We start from the raw sequence: 18,224 nt of genomic DNA, 5'->3' as shown, positions 1-18,224 counted from the left end.
CATGGGCCCGCTCGTCCGCTTCCCCGACGCGTTGCACCACGCGCCACTCGGCCGGCTGATCTCGATCGCCGGTCACGTCGTCGAGCAGCACTGGGGGCGTTACCTGGCCGAACACCACGGGCTCACGTCCGCCGGCATGCGGGTCCTGATGATCCTCCTCCGCTCCGGCGACGTGAGCCACCGAGAAATGGCGGAGCTGTGCTTCGTCCGGCCCGCCACGCTCACCGGCATCGTGGACACCCTCGAACGCGACGGCTTCGTCAGCCGCCGTCGCGCGCCGGAGGACCGCCGCACGGTCCGGCTCACCCTGACCGACAAGGGCGGCGAGCACGCCCGCGCCATCATCGACATGATCCACAGCGACCGGCCGTTGACGTCGGTCGACGCCGACCCCGCGAAGCGGGCGGTGATCCGCGAGTTCCTGATCGAAATCATCACCGGCATGTCCGACGGGGACCTCCGTCGGTTGAACCGGGACAGCGAGTCCGACACCGAGCCGCCAACGGGGAGCCATCCGTGTTGATCCGCCTGCTCCGCACACATCTGCGCCCGTACCGACGATGGCTGGCCGCCGTGGTGGCGTTCCAGTTCGTCGGCACCATCGCCTCGCTCTACCTGCCGAGCCTGAACGCCGACATCATCGACCGGGGCGTCGCCGTCGGCGACACCGACCAGATCATGCGTACGGGCGGGTGGATGCTGCTGGTCAGCCTGCTCCAGATCGCCTGCTCGATCGCCGCCGTCTACTTCGGCGCCAAGACCGCGATGGCTTTCGGCCGCGACGTACGCGGCTCGATCTTCCGGCGCGTCAACAGCTTCTCCGCCCGCGAGGTCGCCCGGTTCGGGGCGCCGTCCCTGATCACCCGTAACACCAACGACGTCCAGCAGGTGCAGATGCTGGTGCTGCTGAGCTGCACCATGCTGGTGGCCGCACCGATCATGAGCGTCGGTGGCGTGGTGATGGCGCTGCGCGAGGACGTCGGGCTCTCCTGGCTGATGCTGGTCTGCGTGCCGGTGCTCGCGGTCGCGCTGGGCCTGATCATCCGCCGGATGGTGCCGGGCTTCCGGCTCATGCAGACCCGGATCGACACGGTCAACCGGGTGCTGCGCGAGCAGATCACCGGCATCCGGGTGGTCCGGGCGTTCGTCCGCGAGCCGTACGAGACCGACCGGTTCCGGGTCGCGAACACCGACCTGACCACCACCGCGCTGCGGATCGGGCGGCTCCAGGCGCTGATCTTCCCGATCGTGATGCTGGTGCTGAACGTCTCCAGCGTCGCGGTGCTCTGGTTCGGCGCGGCACGGGTCGACTCCGGTCAGATCCAGGTCGGCGCGCTCACCGCGTTCCTGCAGTACCTCATGCAGATCCTGATGGCGGTCATGATGGCCACCTTCATGCTGATGATGGTGCCCCGGGCGGCGGTCTGCGCCGAGCGCATCGAGGAGGTGCTGGACACCGACTCGTCGGTGGTGCCGGCGGCCGACCCGGTCAGCGAGGTCACCGGCCGGGGCGAGCTGGAGTTGCGCGGTGCCGGATTCCAGTACCCGGGCGCGAGCGCCCCGGTACTGCACGACATCTCGTTCCGCGCCGAGCCGGGCCGGACCACAGCGATCATCGGCTCCACCGGCGCCGGCAAGACCACGCTGTTGACGCTCATCCCCCGGCTCGTCGACCCGACCGCCGGCGCGGTCCTGGTGGACGGCGTGGACGTACGGGACCTGGCCCCGGACGAACTGTGGCGGCGGATCGGGCTGGTGCCCCAGCGGCCGTACCTGTTCACCGGCACGGTCGCCAGCAACCTGCGCTACGGCAACCCGGACGCCACCGACGCCGACCTGTGGGCCGCGCTGGAGATCGCCCAGGCGCGCGACTTCGTCGCCGAGATGCCGGGCGGGCTGGAGGCGCCGATCGCGCAGGGCGGCACGAACGTCTCCGGAGGCCAGCGGCAACGCCTGGCCATCGCCCGCGCGCTCGTCCGCAAACCGGAGATCTACCTCTTCGACGACTCCTTCTCCGCGCTCGACCTCGGCACGGACGCCCGGCTGCGGGCCGCCCTCAAGCCGGTCACCGCGGACGCGGCGGTGGTGATCGTGGCCCAGCGGGTCTCCACGATCGTCGACGCCGACCAGATCATCGTGCTCGAGGACGGGGGTGTCGTCGGGATGGGACGACATGAGGAACTGCTGGAGAGCTGCCCCACGTACGCCGAGATCGTCGCGTCGCAGCAGACGGCGGAGGTGGCCGCGTGAGCGCGCCGACCGGGGGGAACGGCGGGACGCCACCGGTTCCGCAGCAGAAGAACGAGCCGACGCGGCTGCCTCCGGCCGGGCGGCGTCCCGGCGGCGGCCCGCCGCACATGAGCATGGGCATGCCGGCCGAGAAGGCGATGAACTTCGGGCCGTCGGCACGCCGGCTGCTGGGGCGGCTGCGGCCGTACCGGCTCCAGCTCACCGGCGTGCTCGCGCTGGCCCTGGCCAGCGTCGGGCTCAGCGTGATCGGGCCGAAGGTGCTCGGCCACGCCACCGACATCATCTTCAGCGGGGTGATCGGGCGGCAGCTGCCACCCGGCACCACCACCGAGGCGGCGGCGGAGGCGGCCCGCGCCGAGGGCAACGGCAACTTCGCCGACATGCTGGCCCGGATGGACGTGATCCCGGGCGCCGGCATCGACTTCGACGCGCTGGGCCGGGTGCTGGCGTTCGCCGTCGTGCTCTACGTCGGCGCGAGCATGCTCCAGTGGGCGCAGGGCTGGGTGCTCAACGGCGTGGTGCAGCGCACCGTGCTGACGCTGCGCGCCGACGTGGAGGACAAGCTCAACCGGCTGCCGCTGCCCTACTTCGACAAGCAGCCCCGCGGTGAGCTGCTCAGCCGGGTCACCAACGACATCGACAACGTGTCGCAGACGCTCCAGCAGACGCTGAGCCAGTTGCTCACGTCGCTGCTCACCGTCGTCGGCGTACTCGCGATGATGTTCTGGATCTCGCCGTTGCTGGCTGTCGTCGCGCTCGTCGCGGTGCCGCTGTCGGTGGTGGTCACCGGCCAGATCGCCAAGCGGTCCCAGGGCAAGTTCATCGCCCAGTGGAAGCACACCGGCGAGCTGAACGGCCAGATCGAGGAGGCGTACACCGGGCACGAGCTGGTCAAGGTCTTCGGCCGGCAGAAGGAGGTCGAGGCCGCCTTCCACGCCAAGAACGAGGAGCTGTTCCGGGCCGGCTTCGGCGCGCAGTTCGTCTCCGGGCTGATCATGCCGGCGATGTTCTTCATCGGGAACCTCAGCTACGTCGCGATCGCCGTGGTCGGCGGTCTGCGGGTGGCGTCGGGCTCGATGAGCCTCGGTGACGTGCAGGCGTTCATCCAGTACTCGCGGCAGTTCACCCAGCCGCTCACCCAGGTCGCGTCGATGGCCAACCTGCTGCAGTCCGGCGTGGCCTCGGCCGAGCGCGTCTTCGCGGTGCTCGACGCCGGCGAGCAGAGCCCGGACCCGGCCGAGCCGGCCCGGGTCGCCGACCCGCACGGGCGCGTCGAGTTCGAGCACGTCTCCTTCCGGTACGACCCGGAGAAGCCGCTCATCGACGACCTGTCGCTGGTCGCCGAGCCGGGTCACACGGTCGCCATCGTCGGCCCCACCGGCGCCGGCAAGACCACGCTGGTCAACCTGGTCATGCGGTTCTACGAACTGGACGCCGGGCGGATCACGCTGGACGGGGTGGACATCTCCACGATGCGCCGCGACGACCTGCGCGGCCGGATCGGCATGGTGCTCCAGGACACCTGGCTGTTCGGCGGGACCATCCGGGACAACATCGCCTACGGCCGGCCGGACGCCACCGAGGACGAGATCCTCGCCGCCGCCCGGGCGACCTTCGTGGACCGGTTCGTCCGCAGCCTCCCGGACGGCTACGACACGGTGATCGACGAGGAGGGCAGCAACGTCAGCGCCGGGGAGAAGCAGCTCATCACCATCGCCCGGGCGTTCCTGGCCGAGCCGTCGCTGCTGATCCTGGACGAGGCGACCAGCTCGGTGGACACCCGGACCGAGGTGCTGCTCCAGCGCGCCATGGCGGCGCTGCGCTCGGACCGGACGAGCTTCGTCATCGCGCACCGGCTGTCCACCATCCGCGACGCCGATTTGATCCTGATGATGGAGCAGGGCCGGATCGTCGAGCAGGGCACCCACGACCAGCTCGTCGCCGCCGGTGGCGCGTACGCCCGGCTCTACCGGGCGCAGTTCAGCGGCGCGGTGATCTCCGACGAGGTGCCGGCACCCGCCCCGGCCGGCCCGCCGGGAATGCGTGCCGGCGCCGGCACGCCGGTCGGGAACTGAGATGGACCCGGCCACAGGTCCGGCACCGGCCGCCGTCCGGGTGCCTTCCCGGCACCCGGACGGGCCGGGGTCAGGCCGGCGGGAGCAGCCCCGCCGACCGGCTCGCGACCACCGCGCCGACCAGGCCCAGCGCCTGCTCGGCGGACATCGGGTCGAGCACCCGGCCGTCGCGCAGGCGCAGCGAGACCGACCCGTCGGCCGCCTCCCGGGGGCCGACCACCCCGGTGTACGGGACGCGGCGGCGGGACGCGTCCCGGATCCGGGCACCGAGCGAACCGGCGTGGTCCACCTCGGCCCGCAGCCCGGCCGCCTCGGACCGGCGGGCCAGCCCGACGGCCGCGTCGGCCTGCGCCGCGTCCACCGGGAGCAGCAGCAACTGCACCGGGGCGTACCAGGCGGGGAAGGCGCCCTCGTGCACCTCGATCAGGTACGCGAACAGCCGCTCCATGCTGCCGACCAGGCTGCGGTGCACCATCACCGGCCGTTTCCGGCGGCCGTCCGAGTCGGTGTACGACAGGTCGAACCGCTCCGGCTTGTCGAAGTCGAGCTGGACGGTGGAGATGGTCGACTCCCGGCCGGCCGCGTCCACGATCTGAATGTCGATCTTCGGGCCGTAGAACGCGGCCTCACCCGGCGCCTCGACGACGTCCACCCCGTCGAGCGCGGCGCGGAGCAGTTCCTCGGCCCGCGCCCAGCCGGCGTCGTCGCCCACGTACCGCTGGTCCGGCCCGCGCAGCGACAACCGCAACCCGGCGGGACGGACGCCGAGCGCGGCGTGCGCCTCGCCGATCAGCCGCAGGATCTCGCGGACCTCGTCGCCGACCTGCTCCAGGGCGCAGAAGTTGTGCGCGTCGTTGAGCGAGATGGCGCGCACCCGGGACAGCCCGCCGAGCACCCCGGAACGCTCCGCCCGGTACATGCCCCCAAGCTCGGCGACCCGCAGCGGCAGTTCCCGGTAGGAGCGGCCGCGGGCGCGGAACACCAGCGCGTGGTGCGGGCAGAGCGCCGGGCGCAGCACGAACTCGTCGTCGGCGCTCAGCCGCATCGGCGGGAACATGTCGTCGGCGAAGTAGCCCAGATGCCCGGACAGCTCGAACAGCTCCCGCTTACCGAGCGGCGGCGAGTAGACGTGCTGGTAGCCGGCCCGGCGCTCCAACTCCCGGACGTACTCCTCGACGGCGTGCCGGGCGGCGGCGCCGGCCGGCAGCCAGATCGGCAGCCCGGCGCCCGCGAGCGGGTCGGAGACGAACAGCTCCAGGTCCCGGCCGAGCCTGCGGTGGTCGATCATGTCGCTCTCCTTGATCGGGTACGACCCGGAGGCGAGCAGGCCCGGAACGCCGCGAGGCCCCGGAGCGGATCGCCCCGGGGCCTCGTCGACGGAAACGTCAGTGCGGCGCGCCGGGAACACCCGGCGTCGTGGTCACTACCGCGCTGCGCATGCCCGAACGATAGGCACGCGGACATCGACGGCGCACCTGAGTTTCGGAGAGTGGGTGCGGGTCGCCGGCACGGGACCTGCCGGCGACCCGCGGCGGCCCGGTCGTCAGGAACGGGGGACCCGACGACTCCGGTGCCGCGTCCGACCAACGGTACGCCGGGAATCGACGATGCGCCGCCCCGCCCCGGGGCGTGTGCACCGGTGACCCGTCACTCGCGGGCAGGTCACCTCGTTTCCCATCTACGGCCTGCCGGTGTCGGCTGTCACCGTGCGGTGGGGCCGGTGGTGGTGACGCCGGACACGGCGTCAGGCTCGATCCGGTCGAACGGAGAACCCCGGCGAGGTGGCGATCGTGGCCGAACTCATCTCTGACGTCGCGTCGCCCATGTGGGCGTACGCGCTGCTGCTGATCCTGCTGATCGCCGACGCCTTCGTCCCGGTGGTGCCGACCCAGCTCGTGATGATCACCAGCGGGGCGCTGACCGTGTACGGCGGGCTCAGCCTGCCGCTGACCATCGCGGTCGGCGCGGCCGGAGTCTTCATCGGTGACCTGGCCTGCTACCTGATCGGCCGCAGCACGCCGACCCGCCGCGCGGCACGCGCCACGCCACCCGGACGGGCGCGCCGGGCGGTCACTCGCGTCACCCGTGGGCTGCGCGAACCGGGGCCGCTGGTGATCCTGCTCTGCCGTTTCGTGCCCGGTGGCCGGATGGCGGCGTGCTTCTCGGCCGGACGCAGCCGCTACCCGTACCGGCTGTTCCTGCCCTACGAGGCGGCGGCGGCGCTCGCCTGGTCCAGTTACGGCACGCTCGTCGGCCACCTGGGCGGTACGGCGCTGACCCACTCGGCGTGGCGGCTGCTGTTGATCGGCGGCGTGGCCGCGGCCGGGTTCGCGCTGGCCGGGTGGGCGATGACCTGGATCAGCAGCACCCGGCAGACCCGCGCCGAGGCCACCGCCGACTCGACCGGCAACTGACGCGGAGTTGACCCGCGCGCTTATAAGTTCCGTTTATATTGACCAGGTGTGGGAGATCAGGCTTCATCCCGAGGTCGAGCGCTGGTTCCTGGACCTGTGCGCGAGTGAACCGAGCACCGCTGACCTCGTCAGCGAGGCACTCGACCTACTGGCGGAGCACGGCCCCGCCCTGGGCCGGCCACTGGTGGACCGACTCAAGGGCAGCGCGTATCACCACATGAAAGAGCTACGACCAGGTTCGAGCGGCGCCTCAGAGGTTCGGATGATCTTCGCGTTCGACCCCTCCCGTGAAGCCATCTTCCTGGTGGCCGGGGACAAGGCGGGGCAGTGGCAGAGTTGGTACCGGCTCGCCATTCCATTGGCGGACGAGCGGTTCCAGGAGCACCTGATCAACTTGAAGGAAGAACAGCCATGAGTGGTGGGGCGAACTGGCGCGACGTCAAGGCGAAAGCCCGAAGTATCGATCCCTCGTGGGACGACAGCGAGCGTGTGGCCAGGCGGGGGCAAATCCGAGAGCAGATGCTGGCTTCGGTCAGCGGCGCGCAGCTGGCGGAGATCCGCAAGCAGCTGGGCATGACCCAGGCCCAGCTGGCGGAAGCGGCCGGTTTGTCTCAGGCACGGATCAGCCAGATCGAAAACGGCGAGAGTGTCAACCTGGACATCCTGCGCGCCTACGTAACCGGCCTGGGCGGCCACCTCGATGTGGTCGCCCGAATCGGGAACATCCGCCTGGACGTGGCCTGACGCGTTCTCGGGGGTCCGGTAGGGGACGACCCGGGTAGCGAAGTGGGTGGTGGTCCCGGATCCGTCTGGGGCGGTTCCGGCGACAGGCTGGCCGTATGCCTGGAACGCGGAGCAGCGGCCTGTTGGCCCTCGGCGGGATCGTCCTGGCGGCGGTGCTCGCGATGATCGGTCACCTGGAGGTGAGCGACGATCTGGATCCCTGGTCGCTGACCGTCAGCGACTTCGCCGTATCCGATCGGGGCGGCGTCATCGACACCGCGATGGCGGTGCTCGCGGCGGCCAGTGTCGTGCTCCTGCCGGCGCTGCGCCGGGCCGGTGCGGGCCGGGTGCCGCTCGCGCTGCTGACCGCCTGGTCGGCCGGGTTGCTGGCCGCCGCCGTGGTGCCCACGAACGAGCCGGGTACGCCCATGGACACCGCCGCGTACGTGCACCGGTACGCCTCGGTGCTGTCGTTCCTGGCCCTGCCGGTGGCCGGCTGGCTGCTCGCCCGGCACCCGGTCGCCGGAGCCGCCGCCTGGCTGCGCGGACTGACCCTGGCCAGCCTGGTGCTGGCGGCCGCGATGATCTGGTCCGCCTACCCCGGCGACCGGGCCCTGCTGGGCCTGATCGAGCGCCTGCTCATCCTGACCGAGACGGCCCTGCTGGCCACCCTGGCCCTGCACCTCACCCTGACCAGGGTCGTCGATCATGCAGTTGTGGCCCCGCACAGACCGGGCATTCCGGTCGGATCGGGGGCCGCAACTCCATGATCGACGAAAGAAGGTGCGGGACCGGACTACTCCAGCTCGTGGAGCATGAGCTGGCGGGCGGCCTCGGTGATGGAGCCGGACAGGCTCGGGTAGATGGTGATGGTGTGGGCCAGCTCGTTGACGGTGAGGTTGTTCTCCACCGCCATCGTGATCGGCAGGATCAGCTCGCTCGCCTTCGGCGCCACCACCACACCGCCGATCACCTGGCCGCTCGCCGGCCGGCAGAACAGCTTGACGAAACCGTCGGCCAGGTCGTCCATCTTCGCCCGGGCGTTGCCGGACAGCGGCAGCATCACCTGGCGTGCCGGGGTCTTGCCGGCGTCCACCTCGTCCTGGGAGACGCCGACGGTGGCCAGCTCCGGGTCGGTGAAGACGTTCGCCGCGACGGTACGCAGCCGCAGCGGCCGCACCGCCTCACCCAGCGCGTGCCACATGGCGATCCGGCCCTGCATGGCCGCGACGCTCGCGAGCGGCAGCACGCCGGTGCAGTCGCCCGCCGCGTAGATGCCCGGCACGTTGGTACGGGAGACCCGGTCGACGGTGACGTAACCGCCCCGGGCCAGCTCCACGCCGTACTCGGCCAGGCCCAGGTCGGCGGTGTTCGGGATCGAGCCGACCGCGATCAGCGCGTGCGATCCGGTCACCTGCCGGCCGTCGGAGAGCACCACCTCGACGCCGTCACCGACGCGGCGGACCGCCTCGGCGCGGGAGTTGTTCAGGATGCTCATGCCCCGGTTGCGGAACACCCGCTCGATCGCCATCGCGGCGTCGGCGTCCTCGTGCGGCATGACCCGGTCGCGGCTGGACACGAGCGTGACCTTGACGCCCATGGCCAGGTACGCGCTGGCGAACTCGGCGCCGGTCACGCCGGAGCCGACCACGATCAGGTGCTCGGGCAGGTCGGGCAGGTCGTACACCTGACGCCAGGTCAGGATGCGCTCACCGTCCGGTACGGCGGTGGGCAACTGGCGGGGGGTCGCGCCGGTCGCCACGAGCACCGTCGACGCGGCGATCGAGTATTCCTCGCCGCCGCCGGCCGGGGTGACGATCACCCGGTGGGTGTGGCCGAGCGTGTCCTCGCCGAGCCGTGCCGTGCCGGCGACGAACTCGACCCCGGCCTTGACCAGCTTGGTGTGGATGTCGGCGGACTGGGCCAGCGCGAGCCGCTTGACCCGCTCGTGCACCGCCCGGGCGTCGACGGTGACCGCCTCCAGGCCGTCGGAGTGCACCCCGAACTCCTCGGTGTCCCGGTAGCCGGTGACCACCTCGGAGCTGGCGATGAACGTCTTGGAGGGCACGCAGTCGGAGAGCACGCAGGCGCCGCCGGCACCCTCCGCCTCGACCACTGTGACATCGGCGTCCAACTGCGCGGCGACCAGAGCCGCCTCGTACCCGGCCGGCCCGCCGCCGATGATCACGATCTGGCTCACAGAGCCATCCCTTCGCTCGCGACTGCGGGGCTCCGCTCCGCTGCACTCCTCGCGCTCACAGCAGTCGCCCCTCGTCTGTGCTCACAGTGACTTTCTTCTCCCCGTCGGGTTCGACACGCACTGTCGTATTCTCCCCCACCCGCCAGCCGGGCTATCGTCGTCGCCGTGCGTCTCTACGCTGCTTACGGCTCGAACCTGGACCCCGCCCGCATGCGCGCCTACTGCCCGCATTCGCCGATGGTGGGCACCGGCTGGCTTGAGGGGTGGCGGCTCACCTTCGCCGGCGAGGACGTCATCGGGTGGGAGGGCTCGGTCAGCACCGTTGTCGAGTCCCCCGGTGACCGGGTGTTCGTGGCGCTCTACGACATCCACCCGTACGACGCCGCGCAGCTCGACGAGATCGAGGGCGTGACCGCCGAGACGTACCGCAGGCTGACCGTCCGCGTCTCGACGCTCGACGGCGACGTGACCGCGTGGGTCTACGTGTTCGACGGGTACGAGGGCGGGCTGCCCACAGCCTGGTACCTCTCGGAGATCGCCAACGCCGCGGAGAAGGCGGGCGCGCCGGACGACTACGTCACCGAGCTGCGGTCCCGCCCCACCGGCACCGCGTCCGCGTAGCGCGTCTCCCACACCCACAGTGTGCGCCGCGCGGCCTGCCGGTCGCTCGTCGACCCCGCTACGGGGGTGCCGGGTCACACCCGCGAGGCGGGCACACTCCGCTCGTACATGTCGGTCCAGCGCTCCTCCACCAGCCCGACGGAGCGGTAGAGCGTGACCGGCGCGGTCGGGTTGGCCAGGTCGACGCCGAGCCCGGCCCCGGCGCGGCCCTTCGCCGCGTAGACCGCGAAGGCCCGGCGCAGCAGCGCCGCGCCCACCCCGCGACGCCGGTACGCGGGCAGCACCGACAGCGTCCGCACCCACCCCAGGTCCTGGTCGAGTGCCTGGTCGGAGGACTGGAGCGCGCCGGCCGGCTCGCCGTCGACCTCGGCCAGGAACCACTCGTCCCAGACCTTCCCGTACGACGGCAGCAGGTTCCGCCACTGCTCGAAGTCGAGCGGGTCGTGGTCGGGGGTGTCCCGGAACGCGGTGTCGTAGATCCGGTGGAACAGTCGCATGTCGCTCTCGTCGTCGGCGCGCAGCGGCCGGACGGTCACCCCGGGCGGGGGCGCCGGCTCGGCGGGCAGGCCGGCGAGCGAACGGCTCATCCGGATGTAGCGCTTGATCCGGGTGAACCCGGCCTCGGTCAGCTCACCGGCCCAGCGGGTCTCCGGCGCGTACACGCCGGTGCGGGCGGTCAGCGCGGGCAGGCCGCGCTCGGCGGCCCGTTCGGCGACCCGCTCCAGCAGCCGGGCCAGCAGCGGCGCGCGCAGGTCGGCGCCGCGGTCGGGGTCGACGAGGACGTCCACCCACTCCCGGCCCACCCCGCTCGGGTTGGCCAGGATCGACCAGGCGACCGCCGTACCGTCCGGGTCGGTGACCAGCCAGGAGTCCCGGGCCGGGTCGACGTGGGGCGCGGTCAGCGCGGACCGCACGTCCTCGTCGTCGAAGTCGGGATAGCCCACGGCGAACGTGTCGGCGGCGTGCACCACCGCCAGGATCGCGGGCACGTCGTCGAGGGTCGGGCGGCGGGCCGACCAGCCGGCGGGGAGCGTCACGGGCCAGATCCTGGCAGCCGGACCGGCTGCGTCGCCTCCCATTTATCCGCCGCGGGCGCGCTGCCGCGCGGCGCCGAGCAGACTCAGCAGCTCAGCGCCCTCGGCGGTGCTCAACGCACGGAACGCCGCCGACGCCAGCCGGTCGGTCACCGCCTCGGCCCACAGCCGGCGCCGCACCAGTGGCCCGACCGGCGGGTACGGGGGCACCCAGCCGCACGCGGCCGCGCCCGTCTCGCCCTCCGGCCCGGCCAGCACCGCCTCCAGCGGCGTCAGCCCGGCCGCGCGCACCGCCAGCAGGTACGCCCCGGCGAAGTGCTCACGCAGCAGCAGCATGCCCACAGCCGCCCGCGCACCGGGCGACGGATCGGGCACCGGCATGGCCCGCCAGGCGGCGAACAACGGCATGCCGCTGCCGTCCGCCGCGTCGACCGCCCGGCCCATCAGCGCGGCGAGCCGGGACGACTCGGCGCCGTCGCCCAGCCGGGCGGTGCCCCACCGGCAGCACTCGGCCAGGTTGGCGGCGGCCACCTCCAGCGGCGGGACGGTCCGCGCGGCGGCGTCCCAGCCGTCGGTGACCGCTTCCGGCGCGATGAAGCCGAGCGCCGCGGCGACCGTCTCGGCGCGGACGTCACCGAGCGCCCCGGCCCGCCCGGTGATGTAGAAGGCCCACCCGGAGATGCCGAGCAGCCGCGCCCGGCGCAGCGTCGACGGGCAGCGGGCGAACGCCTCCCCGAGTTCGAGCACGAGCGGTTTGCAGGCGGCGGCGAGTTGTTCCGGGGTCATCGGCCGCCCGTCGCCGTCACTCCACCGTTGCCATTCATCACGCTCAGTCTGCCGCGTGGTCACCGGTGTCGGCATCCCCCTCTTCGGCGTCCAGCGCCTCCAACACGGCCTCCACCTCACCGGCCCGGCGCCGGGCCGCGGTGACCGCCCGTTCCGCGCCCCGGCGGGCCAGCCGGGCCCGGCTCAGATCCTGCTCGGCCACGGCCCGGCGACGTTCCAACTCGGCCAGTTCGGTCTCGATCCGGTCCAGCGTCGCGGCGCCGTCCCGCTCGGCCGCGTCGGCCGTGGCCAGCTCCTTCTCGGCCCGGTCGAGGTCCGCGCGGGCCCGGGTCAGCTCCCGGGTCGCGGTCCGCCGCCGCCCGGCCCGTTCGGCCCGCGCCGCGCGCTCGTCGCGGGCCCGGCGCGCGTCGGCCCGCTCGGCCGCCCGATCCGGTACGACCGGCGCCTCCTCGCCCCCTGTCACGAGCCGCAGTTGAGGGCGGGGCACCTCGCCGAACCCGGCGTAGTGGCTGGCCCGCAGCAGGCGTCCGGCGCGTACCTGTCCGGCCACCTCGGTGTCGGAGAGCGCGGCGTTGAGTGTCGCCTCCACCTCGCCCAGCGGCAGCTTCCCGGCCGGGGGCGCGGCGGGTTCGGCGGCGGCGAGCCGGCGTACCTCCGCCACCAGCGCGCCCACGACGGCGCGCCGCTGCGCGGACAGTTCCCGGAGCTTGCCGCCGCGCAGGTCGCGCTGCGCGGCGCGCAGCGACTCGGCGAGCTGGCTCAGGTCGGCGACCAGCTCGGGCCGGCGGATCGCCAGCAGGTTGACCAGCCAGGCCGCCACTGTGGGGCGGCGCAGCTTGCCGATCTCCCGGGCGGTACGCGGATCGCCGGACTGCCGCGCCTGCGCGACGGCGGCGTCCCGGGCCGCGACGAACCGGTCCGGCGGCGTGGCGTAGAGCTGCCGGATCACCTCCGCGGGCACCTCGGCCATGTTCAGGCGTCGATCCGGGTGCCCGGCTCCAGACGGCGGTAGTCGGTCTTGGACATCGCCGTGTACTGCCGGTCCAGCACGCCGAAGCCGTTGTCGTTGAGCAGCCCGTCGTGCAGCGCGTACGCCCGGCGCGGCGCGACCGCGCGGATGAAGTCGACCACCTCGGAGAACTTCGACCAGGGCGCGTGGATCGGGGCGAACAGCGTGTCCACCTGCACGTCGTCGGGCACGAACAACGCGTCACCCGGGTGGTACACCACGTCGGCGAAGAGGTAGCCGATGTTCTGGATCACCGGGATGTCCGGGTGGATGACCGCGTGCTGCCCGCCGTACGCCCGCACCGGCACCCCGGCGACTGTGAACGACTGTCCGGGCTCGACCGTCACCAGCGCCTCGGCGGCGTCGCCGAGCACTCCGGCGAGCGAGGCGGGGCCGTGCACCGGCACCGGCCGCCGCTCCAGTGCCCGGGTCAGCGCGCCGACGTCCACATGGTCCGGGTGTTCGTGGGTGATCAGCACCGCGTCCGCCCCGTCCAGCGCGGCGGGATCGCTGAAGACACCCGGGTCGACGACGAGCACCGCACCGTCGTGCTCCAGCCGGAGACAGGAGTGGGCGTACTTGGTGACCTGCATCGTGACTCCTCGATTATCGAATCGTGATGTCCTCAGCGCAGTCTGCCGGAACCGGCGCGACCACGCGTCACGTCCGAGGTATCGGTCCCGGTGGGCGGGGCCGTCGACGATCGGAGTACGGGGAATGGGTGGACGACGACTCCGGGGCGTGGCCCTGGTGGCTGTGAGTCTGATAGCGGCGCTGGGTGTGGGCGCGTGCGGCGCGGGCGGTGACAGTGGCAGCGACTCGGCCGCGCCGGCCGCCGACTCGGGCGCGGGACGCGAGCAGGCCGCCGAGGGCGGCGCGGACGGCGGTGGCGCGGACCGCGACCAGGCCGCCCCCGGCGGCACCGGCGGCGCGGACCTGCGGGTCGACCAGCGGTCCATCATCTACACCGGGACCATGCAGGTCCGGGTGGACGATGTGGAGGCCGCCGCGCGGGAGGCGACCACGGCTGTGACAGCGGCCGGCGGGTTCGTCGGCGCGGACCGGCGGTCGAGCCGGGCCGCCGAGGCGCGGGCGGCGCTGACACTGCGCGTGCCGGCGGACCGGTTCAGCGCGGTGATCGACCAGCTCGCCGGCCTCGGCCGGCAGGAGCGCCGGGAGATCCGCACCGAGGACGTCACCGAGCAGGTGGTGGACCTGGACGCCCGGATCGCCACCCAGCGGGCGCGGGTGGAGAGCGCCCGGAAGCTGCTCGCCCGGGCCACCTCGGTGGACGAGTTGGTGCGGCTGGAGAACGAGGTGGGCACCCGGCAGGCGGACCTGGCCTCGCTGGAGGCCCGCAAGCGCCGGCTGGCGGACCTGACCTCGCTCTCCACCATCACCGTGACGTTCCTCGGTCAGGACGCCAGCACCGCCGAGGAGGAGGCCGACCTGGGCTTCCTGGCCGGGCTGGGCGGTGGCTGGACGGCGTTCCTGGCCTCGGCCCGGGTCCTGCTCACAGTGCTCGGCGCGGTGCTGCCCTTCGCGGTCGTGATCGGCGTACCGCTGTGGTTGCTGCTGCTGTGGCGGCGCCGGGTGCGGGCCCGGCGGACGCCGCCGCCCGGGCCGAACCCGGCGGCACCGGTGCCGCCGGGACCGCCCGGCGGTCCGGTCAGCGCGCCGCCGCCAGTGCCCGCAGCGCGGTCTGGACCATGAGGCGTACGCCCGCCTCGATGGCGCGCTCGTCCACGTCGAACGAGGCCCGGTGCAGGTCCACGTTGGGCCCGCTGCGGCCGACGCCGAGGCGGGCGAGCGCGCCCGGCACGTGCTCCAGGTACCAGGAGAAGTCCTCGCCGCCCATGCTCTGCGGCGTCTCGGCGATGCCGTCGGGGCCGAGCGCCGCGGCGGTGGCCGCGGTGAGCACACCGATGGCACCGGCGTCGTTGGTCACCGGGGGCCGGCCACGCAGGTATTCCAGGTCGACCGTGGCGCCGGTGGGGGCGAGCACGTCCCGCACCACCTGAGCCACGATCTTGGGTGCCTGGTCCCAGGTGTCGCGGTCCATCACCCGCAGGGTGCCGGCCGCGCACGCCTCGGACGGGATGACGTTGTAACGGGTGCCGGCCGACGCGTGGCCGAACACCAGCAGCAGCCCGCTGTTGGCCGGCACCCGGCGGCTGATCAGCGTCGGCACCTCGGTGACCAGGCGGCCGAGCGCGTCCACCAGGTCGACGGTCAGGTGCGGGCGGGCGGTGTGCCCGCCCGGCCCGGTGAGCCGGACGGTGACGTTGTCGGCGGCGGCGGTGATCGGGCCGACCCGCAGGCCGACCTTGCCCACCGGCAGGTTCGGGTCGCAGTGCAGCGCGAAGATCTGCACCACGTCGTCCAAGCCGCCGGCCTCGATGACCTCCAGCGAGCCGCAGGGCAGGATCTCCTCGGCGGGCTGGAAGATCAGCCGGACCCGGCCGTCGAGCCGGCCCGTGTCGGCGAGCTGGGCGAGCAGCATGCCGACGCCGAGCATCACCGACGTGTGCACGTCGTGGCCGCAGGCGTGGCAGACGCCCTCCACCGTCGAGCGGTACGGCACGTCCTTCGGGTCGCTCAGCGGCAGCGCGTCGATGTCGGCGCGGAGCGCGATCACCGGGCCGTCCGGGCGGCCGTCGATGTCGCAGATGACGCCGTTGCCCTTGGGCAGCAGGCGCGGCTTCAGCCCGGCGAGGGACAGTTCGCGGTGCACCAGGGCGGCCGTCTCGAACTCCTCGCCGGACAGCTCCGGGTGGGAGTGGATGTGACGGCGGGTGGCGATGAGGCCGGGTACGCGCAGCGCGAGCAGATGGTCGAGCTCGAAGGGCAGGGGCTGGTAACCGGTCGGCGCCTCGGGCCGGGACGACGACAGCAGGCCGCCGGAAGGCAGCGTCAACGCACTCGTCACGTCGAATTCTCGATCACTAGAAGTGGATGGATCTTCGGGTCGGACAGCAGACAGCCTAGACCTCCGACGGTGACGCTGCGCAACATCTTTCGCGTAGCGGTCGGACCGCGCAGCGTCACGAATGCCCTGGTGAGAGGGCTCGAATATCTGCGGGACAGCAGGTAGATCGCGGTCGAACGCCGTCATCCGCCTCCCACCTCCTACAACGCGTAACCGTTTCAACGGCCACAAATACCGACCCGTCGTTCCGAATTGTCGCATTAGTCGCGGCAATTAACTGCCGCTCCGACAATTGCACGACAACTGTCGGCTGCCGGAAGACTCCCGACGGTGACACGAGCGCCCGACCGCCGACCGCACACGCTGTCCGTCCCGTTCACCCGTTCCGGTTACCCGAATCGCCGAATCGCACACGCGAAGGCGGCCCGCGCCGCGCACTCAGGGTGCGCGGCGGGGCCGCCGCCGGACGAATCAGAACCGGTCGCTGGGCCGGTAGATCCCCCACACCTCGCGCAGCGTTCCGCAGACCTCGCCGACCGTGGCGCGGGCGCGCAGCGCCTCCTTCATCGGGTAGAGCACGTTGGTGTCCCCCTCGGCGGCGGCACGCAGCTCGGCCAGGGCGCGCTCGACCGCGCCCGAGTCCCGCTCGGCACGCAGCCGGGCCAGCCGCTCGCCCTGCGCCGCCTCGATCGACGGGTCCACCCGCAGCGGCTCGTACGGCTCCTCCTCGTCGATCTGGAACCGGTTGAGCCCGACCACCACCCGCTCGCCCGAGTCGATCTCCTGGGCGATCCGGTACGCGGACTGCTCGATCTCCCGCTTCTGGAAGCCGGCCTCGATCGCGTCCACCGCCGAACCGTGGTCGAAGACCCGGTCCATCAGCTCGGTGGCGGCCGCCTCCACCTCGGCGGTCATCGCCTCCACCACGTACGACCCGGCGAACGGGTCGACGGTGGCGGTCAGGTCCGTCTCGTACGCCAGCACCTGCTGGGTCCGCAGCGCCAGCCGGGCCGCCTTCTCGGTGGGCAGCGCGATGGCCTCGTCGAAGCTGTTGGTGTGCAGCGACTGGGTGCCGCCGAGCACCGCGCCGAGGCCCTGCACCGCCACCCGGACCAGGTTCACCTCCGGCTGCTGGGCGGTGAGCTGCACGCCCGCGGTCTGGGTGTGGAACCGCAGCATCATCGACTTCGGGTTCTTCGCGCCGAACTCGTCGCGCATCAGCCGGGCCCAGATCCGCCGGGCCGCGCGGAACTTCGCGACCTCCTCCAGCAGCGTGGTGCGGGCCACGAAGAAGAACGACAGGCGGGGCGCGAAGTCGTCCACGGCCAGCCCGGCGGCGAGCGCCGCGCGGACGTACTCCACGCCGTTGGCGAGCGTGAACGCGACCTCCTGCGCGGGCGAGGCGCCGGCCTCGGCCATGTGGTAGCCGGAGATGGAGATGGTGTTCCACTTCGGCACCTCGGCCCGGCAGTAGGCGAAGGTGTCCGCGACCAGCCGCAGCGAGGGCTTCGGCGGGAAGATGTACGTCCCCCGGGCGATGTACTCCTTGAGGATGTCGTTCTGGATCGTGCCGTTGAGCGCCGCCCCGGGCACGCCGTTCTCCTCGGCCACGAGCTGGTAGAGCAGCAGCAGCACCGAGCCGGGCGCGTTGATGGTCATCGAGGTGGAGACCTTGTCCAGCGGAATGCCGCCGAACAGCGTGCGCATGTCCTCGATGGAGTCGATGGCGACGCCGACCTTGCCCACCTCGCCGTGCGCGATCGGGTCGTCCGAGTCGTACCCCATCTGGGTGGGCAGGTCGAACGCGACCGACAGGCCCATGGTGCCGGCGCGCAGCAGCTGGTGGTAGCGCGCGTTGCTCTCGGTCGCGGTGCCGAACCCGGCGTACTGTCGCATGGTCCAGGGCCGGGACGTGTACATCGTCGGGTAGACCCCGCGGGTGTACGGGAACTCGCCCGGCTCGCCCAGCCGGGCGTCCAGGTCCGCCGGAAGGTCTGCCGCCGTGTAGACGCCCTGGATCGGGAAACCCGACTCGCTTGACCGCGCATCGCTCATTACCGGATGGTAGGACGCGCAGACCGCCAGGTGGGTGAGGGATACCGCACACCTCCCGGCGGCGACCCACCGGAGGTGAGCGGCCGACCACATACCGTCGAGTAGGTAAACGCCCGCCGCGTCGGGTT

17 protein-coding genes are annotated in these 18,224 nt (G+C 72.4%); 9 read left to right on the top strand and 8 right to left on the bottom strand.

Annotated elements, in window-relative coordinates:
• The first annotated feature begins 1 nt into the window (after position 1).
• Genes ACN27D_RS20075 through ACN27D_RS20065 form a run of 3 tightly spaced genes read left to right on the top strand, consistent with a single transcriptional unit; the run spans position 2 to position 4,325 of the window.
• Positions 2 to 523 carry a MarR family winged helix-turn-helix transcriptional regulator gene (locus ACN27D_RS20075; protein ID WP_120573976.1) on the top strand — a complete coding sequence of 174 codons (522 nt, stop codon included), beginning with the start codon at positions 2 to 4 and terminating at the stop codon, positions 521 to 523.
• Positions 517 to 2,250, top strand: a complete 1,734-nt coding sequence (locus tag ACN27D_RS20070) for an ABC transporter ATP-binding protein (protein WP_421499708.1) — start codon at positions 517 to 519, stop codon at positions 2,248 to 2,250. The genes ACN27D_RS20075 and ACN27D_RS20070 overlap by 7 nt, the downstream gene beginning before the upstream one ends.
• Entirely contained in the window at positions 2,247 to 4,325 is a 2,079-nt protein-coding gene (locus tag ACN27D_RS20065; protein WP_421499707.1) for an ABC transporter ATP-binding protein, read from the top strand. Before ACN27D_RS20070 ends, ACN27D_RS20065 begins: the two co-directional genes overlap by 4 nt.
• 70 nt (positions 4,326 to 4,395) lie before the next feature.
• Here ACN27D_RS20065 and thrS read toward each other — a convergent pair whose 3' ends face one another.
• Positions 4,396 to 5,613, bottom strand: a complete 1,218-nt coding sequence (gene thrS, locus ACN27D_RS20060; RefSeq protein WP_421499706.1) for a threonine--tRNA ligase — start codon at positions 5,611 to 5,613, stop codon at positions 4,396 to 4,398.
• 502 nt (positions 5,614 to 6,115) lie between these two features.
• On the opposite strand from thrS, the gene ACN27D_RS20055 reads away from it, so the two are divergent.
• From ACN27D_RS20055 to ACN27D_RS20040, 4 genes are all read left to right on the top strand, one after another.
• Positions 6,116 to 6,739 carry a DedA family protein gene (locus ACN27D_RS20055; protein WP_350814600.1) on the top strand — a complete coding sequence of 208 codons (624 nt, stop codon included), beginning with the start codon at positions 6,116 to 6,118 and terminating at the stop codon, positions 6,737 to 6,739.
• A 46-nt stretch (positions 6,740 to 6,785) separates the two neighbouring features.
• Positions 6,786 to 7,154 (top strand): type II toxin-antitoxin system RelE/ParE family toxin, encoded by a 369-nt coding sequence (locus ACN27D_RS20050; RefSeq protein WP_120571659.1) that lies wholly within the window; start codon positions 6,786 to 6,788, stop codon positions 7,152 to 7,154.
• On the top strand, positions 7,151 to 7,483 hold the full coding sequence (locus ACN27D_RS20045; RefSeq protein ID WP_121684334.1) for a helix-turn-helix domain-containing protein: 333 nt from the start codon (positions 7,151 to 7,153) through the stop codon (positions 7,481 to 7,483). The genes ACN27D_RS20050 and ACN27D_RS20045 overlap by 4 nt, the downstream gene beginning before the upstream one ends.
• 95 nt (positions 7,484 to 7,578) lie before the next feature.
• On the top strand, positions 7,579 to 8,232 hold the full coding sequence (locus ACN27D_RS20040) for a DUF998 domain-containing protein (protein ID WP_358169467.1): 654 nt from the start codon (positions 7,579 to 7,581) through the stop codon (positions 8,230 to 8,232).
• A gap of 26 nt (positions 8,233 to 8,258) precedes the next feature.
• On the opposite strand, the gene ACN27D_RS20035 is transcribed toward ACN27D_RS20040, so the two are convergent.
• On the bottom strand, positions 8,259 to 9,662 hold the full coding sequence (locus ACN27D_RS20035) for an NAD(P)H-quinone dehydrogenase (RefSeq protein WP_421499705.1): 1,404 nt from the start codon (positions 9,660 to 9,662) through the stop codon (positions 8,259 to 8,261).
• Between the two features lie 165 nt (positions 9,663 to 9,827).
• Here ACN27D_RS20035 and ACN27D_RS20030 point away from each other — a divergent pair, with 165 nt between their 5' ends.
• Positions 9,828 to 10,283, top strand: a complete 456-nt coding sequence (locus ACN27D_RS20030; protein WP_013284020.1) for a gamma-glutamylcyclotransferase — start codon at positions 9,828 to 9,830, stop codon at positions 10,281 to 10,283.
• Between the two features lie 74 nt (positions 10,284 to 10,357).
• Here ACN27D_RS20030 and ACN27D_RS20025 read toward each other — a convergent pair whose 3' ends face one another.
• Genes ACN27D_RS20025 through ACN27D_RS20010 form a run of 4 tightly spaced genes read right to left on the bottom strand, consistent with a single transcriptional unit; the run spans position 10,358 to position 13,705 of the window.
• Positions 10,358 to 11,320, bottom strand: coding sequence for a GNAT family N-acetyltransferase (locus ACN27D_RS20025; protein ID WP_364807093.1), 963 nt, complete (start codon positions 11,318 to 11,320; stop codon positions 10,358 to 10,360).
• A 42-nt stretch (positions 11,321 to 11,362) separates the two neighbouring features.
• Positions 11,363 to 12,103 carry an SCO6745 family protein gene (locus tag ACN27D_RS20020; protein ID WP_357898032.1) on the bottom strand — a complete coding sequence of 247 codons (741 nt, stop codon included), beginning with the start codon at positions 12,101 to 12,103 and terminating at the stop codon, positions 11,363 to 11,365.
• Positions 12,104 to 12,146: 43 nt separating this feature from the next.
• Positions 12,147 to 13,073, bottom strand: coding sequence for a hypothetical protein (locus tag ACN27D_RS20015; RefSeq protein ID WP_121684337.1), 927 nt, complete (start codon positions 13,071 to 13,073; stop codon positions 12,147 to 12,149).
• 2 nt (positions 13,074 to 13,075) lie between these two features.
• Complete coding sequence (locus ACN27D_RS20010; protein WP_357904946.1) at positions 13,076 to 13,705, bottom strand: MBL fold metallo-hydrolase; 630 nt, start codon at positions 13,703 to 13,705, stop codon at positions 13,076 to 13,078.
• Between the two features lie 124 nt (positions 13,706 to 13,829).
• Here ACN27D_RS20010 and ACN27D_RS20005 point away from each other — a divergent pair, with 124 nt between their 5' ends.
• Positions 13,830 to 14,825, top strand: coding sequence for a DUF4349 domain-containing protein (locus ACN27D_RS20005; protein WP_421499704.1), 996 nt, complete (start codon positions 13,830 to 13,832; stop codon positions 14,823 to 14,825).
• On the opposite strand, the gene ACN27D_RS20000 is transcribed toward ACN27D_RS20005, so the two are convergent.
• Positions 14,782 to 16,041, bottom strand: a complete 1,260-nt coding sequence (locus ACN27D_RS20000; protein WP_120571667.1) for an amidohydrolase — start codon at positions 16,039 to 16,041, stop codon at positions 14,782 to 14,784. The two genes, ACN27D_RS20005 and ACN27D_RS20000, sit on opposite strands and share 44 nt — an antisense overlap.
• A gap of 471 nt (positions 16,042 to 16,512) precedes the next feature.
• Positions 16,513 to 18,096 (bottom strand): acyl-CoA mutase large subunit family protein, encoded by a 1,584-nt coding sequence (locus ACN27D_RS19995; RefSeq protein ID WP_121684340.1) that lies wholly within the window; start codon positions 18,094 to 18,096, stop codon positions 16,513 to 16,515.
• Positions 18,097 to 18,224: the final 128 nt, after the last annotated feature.

This window comes from Micromonospora sp. WMMD1274 (assembly GCF_049179035.1).
Lineage (GTDB): Bacteria > Actinomycetota > Actinomycetes > Mycobacteriales > Micromonosporaceae > Micromonospora > Micromonospora tulbaghiae.
This window is presented reverse-complemented; position numbering and strand designations above follow the sequence as displayed.

Excerpts from the sequence above, each read along its gene's own strand:
- ACN27D_RS20075 (WP_120573976.1), top strand. The coding sequence starts at position 2 with ATGGGCCCGCTCGTCCGCTTCCCCGACGCGTTGCACCACGCGCCACTC.
- thrS (WP_421499706.1), bottom strand. The coding sequence starts at position 5,613 with ATGATCGACCACCGCAGGCTCGGCCGGGACCTGGAGCTGTTCGTCTCC.
- ACN27D_RS20045 (WP_121684334.1), top strand. The coding sequence starts at position 7,151 with ATGAGTGGTGGGGCGAACTGGCGCGACGTCAAGGCGAAAGCCCGAAGT.
- ACN27D_RS20040 (WP_358169467.1), top strand. The coding sequence starts at position 7,579 with ATGCCTGGAACGCGGAGCAGCGGCCTGTTGGCCCTCGGCGGGATCGTC.
- ACN27D_RS20020 (WP_357898032.1), bottom strand. The coding sequence starts at position 12,103 with ATGACCCCGGAACAACTCGCCGCCGCCTGCAAACCGCTCGTGCTCGAA.
- ACN27D_RS20015 (WP_121684337.1), bottom strand. The coding sequence starts at position 13,073 with ATGGCCGAGGTGCCCGCGGAGGTGATCCGGCAGCTCTACGCCACGCCG.
- ACN27D_RS20010 (WP_357904946.1), bottom strand. The coding sequence starts at position 13,705 with ATGCAGGTCACCAAGTACGCCCACTCCTGTCTCCGGCTGGAGCACGAC.
- ACN27D_RS20005 (WP_421499704.1), top strand. The coding sequence starts at position 13,830 with ATGGGTGGACGACGACTCCGGGGCGTGGCCCTGGTGGCTGTGAGTCTG.
- ACN27D_RS19995 (WP_121684340.1), bottom strand. The coding sequence starts at position 18,096 with ATGAGCGATGCGCGGTCAAGCGAGTCGGGTTTCCCGATCCAGGGCGTC.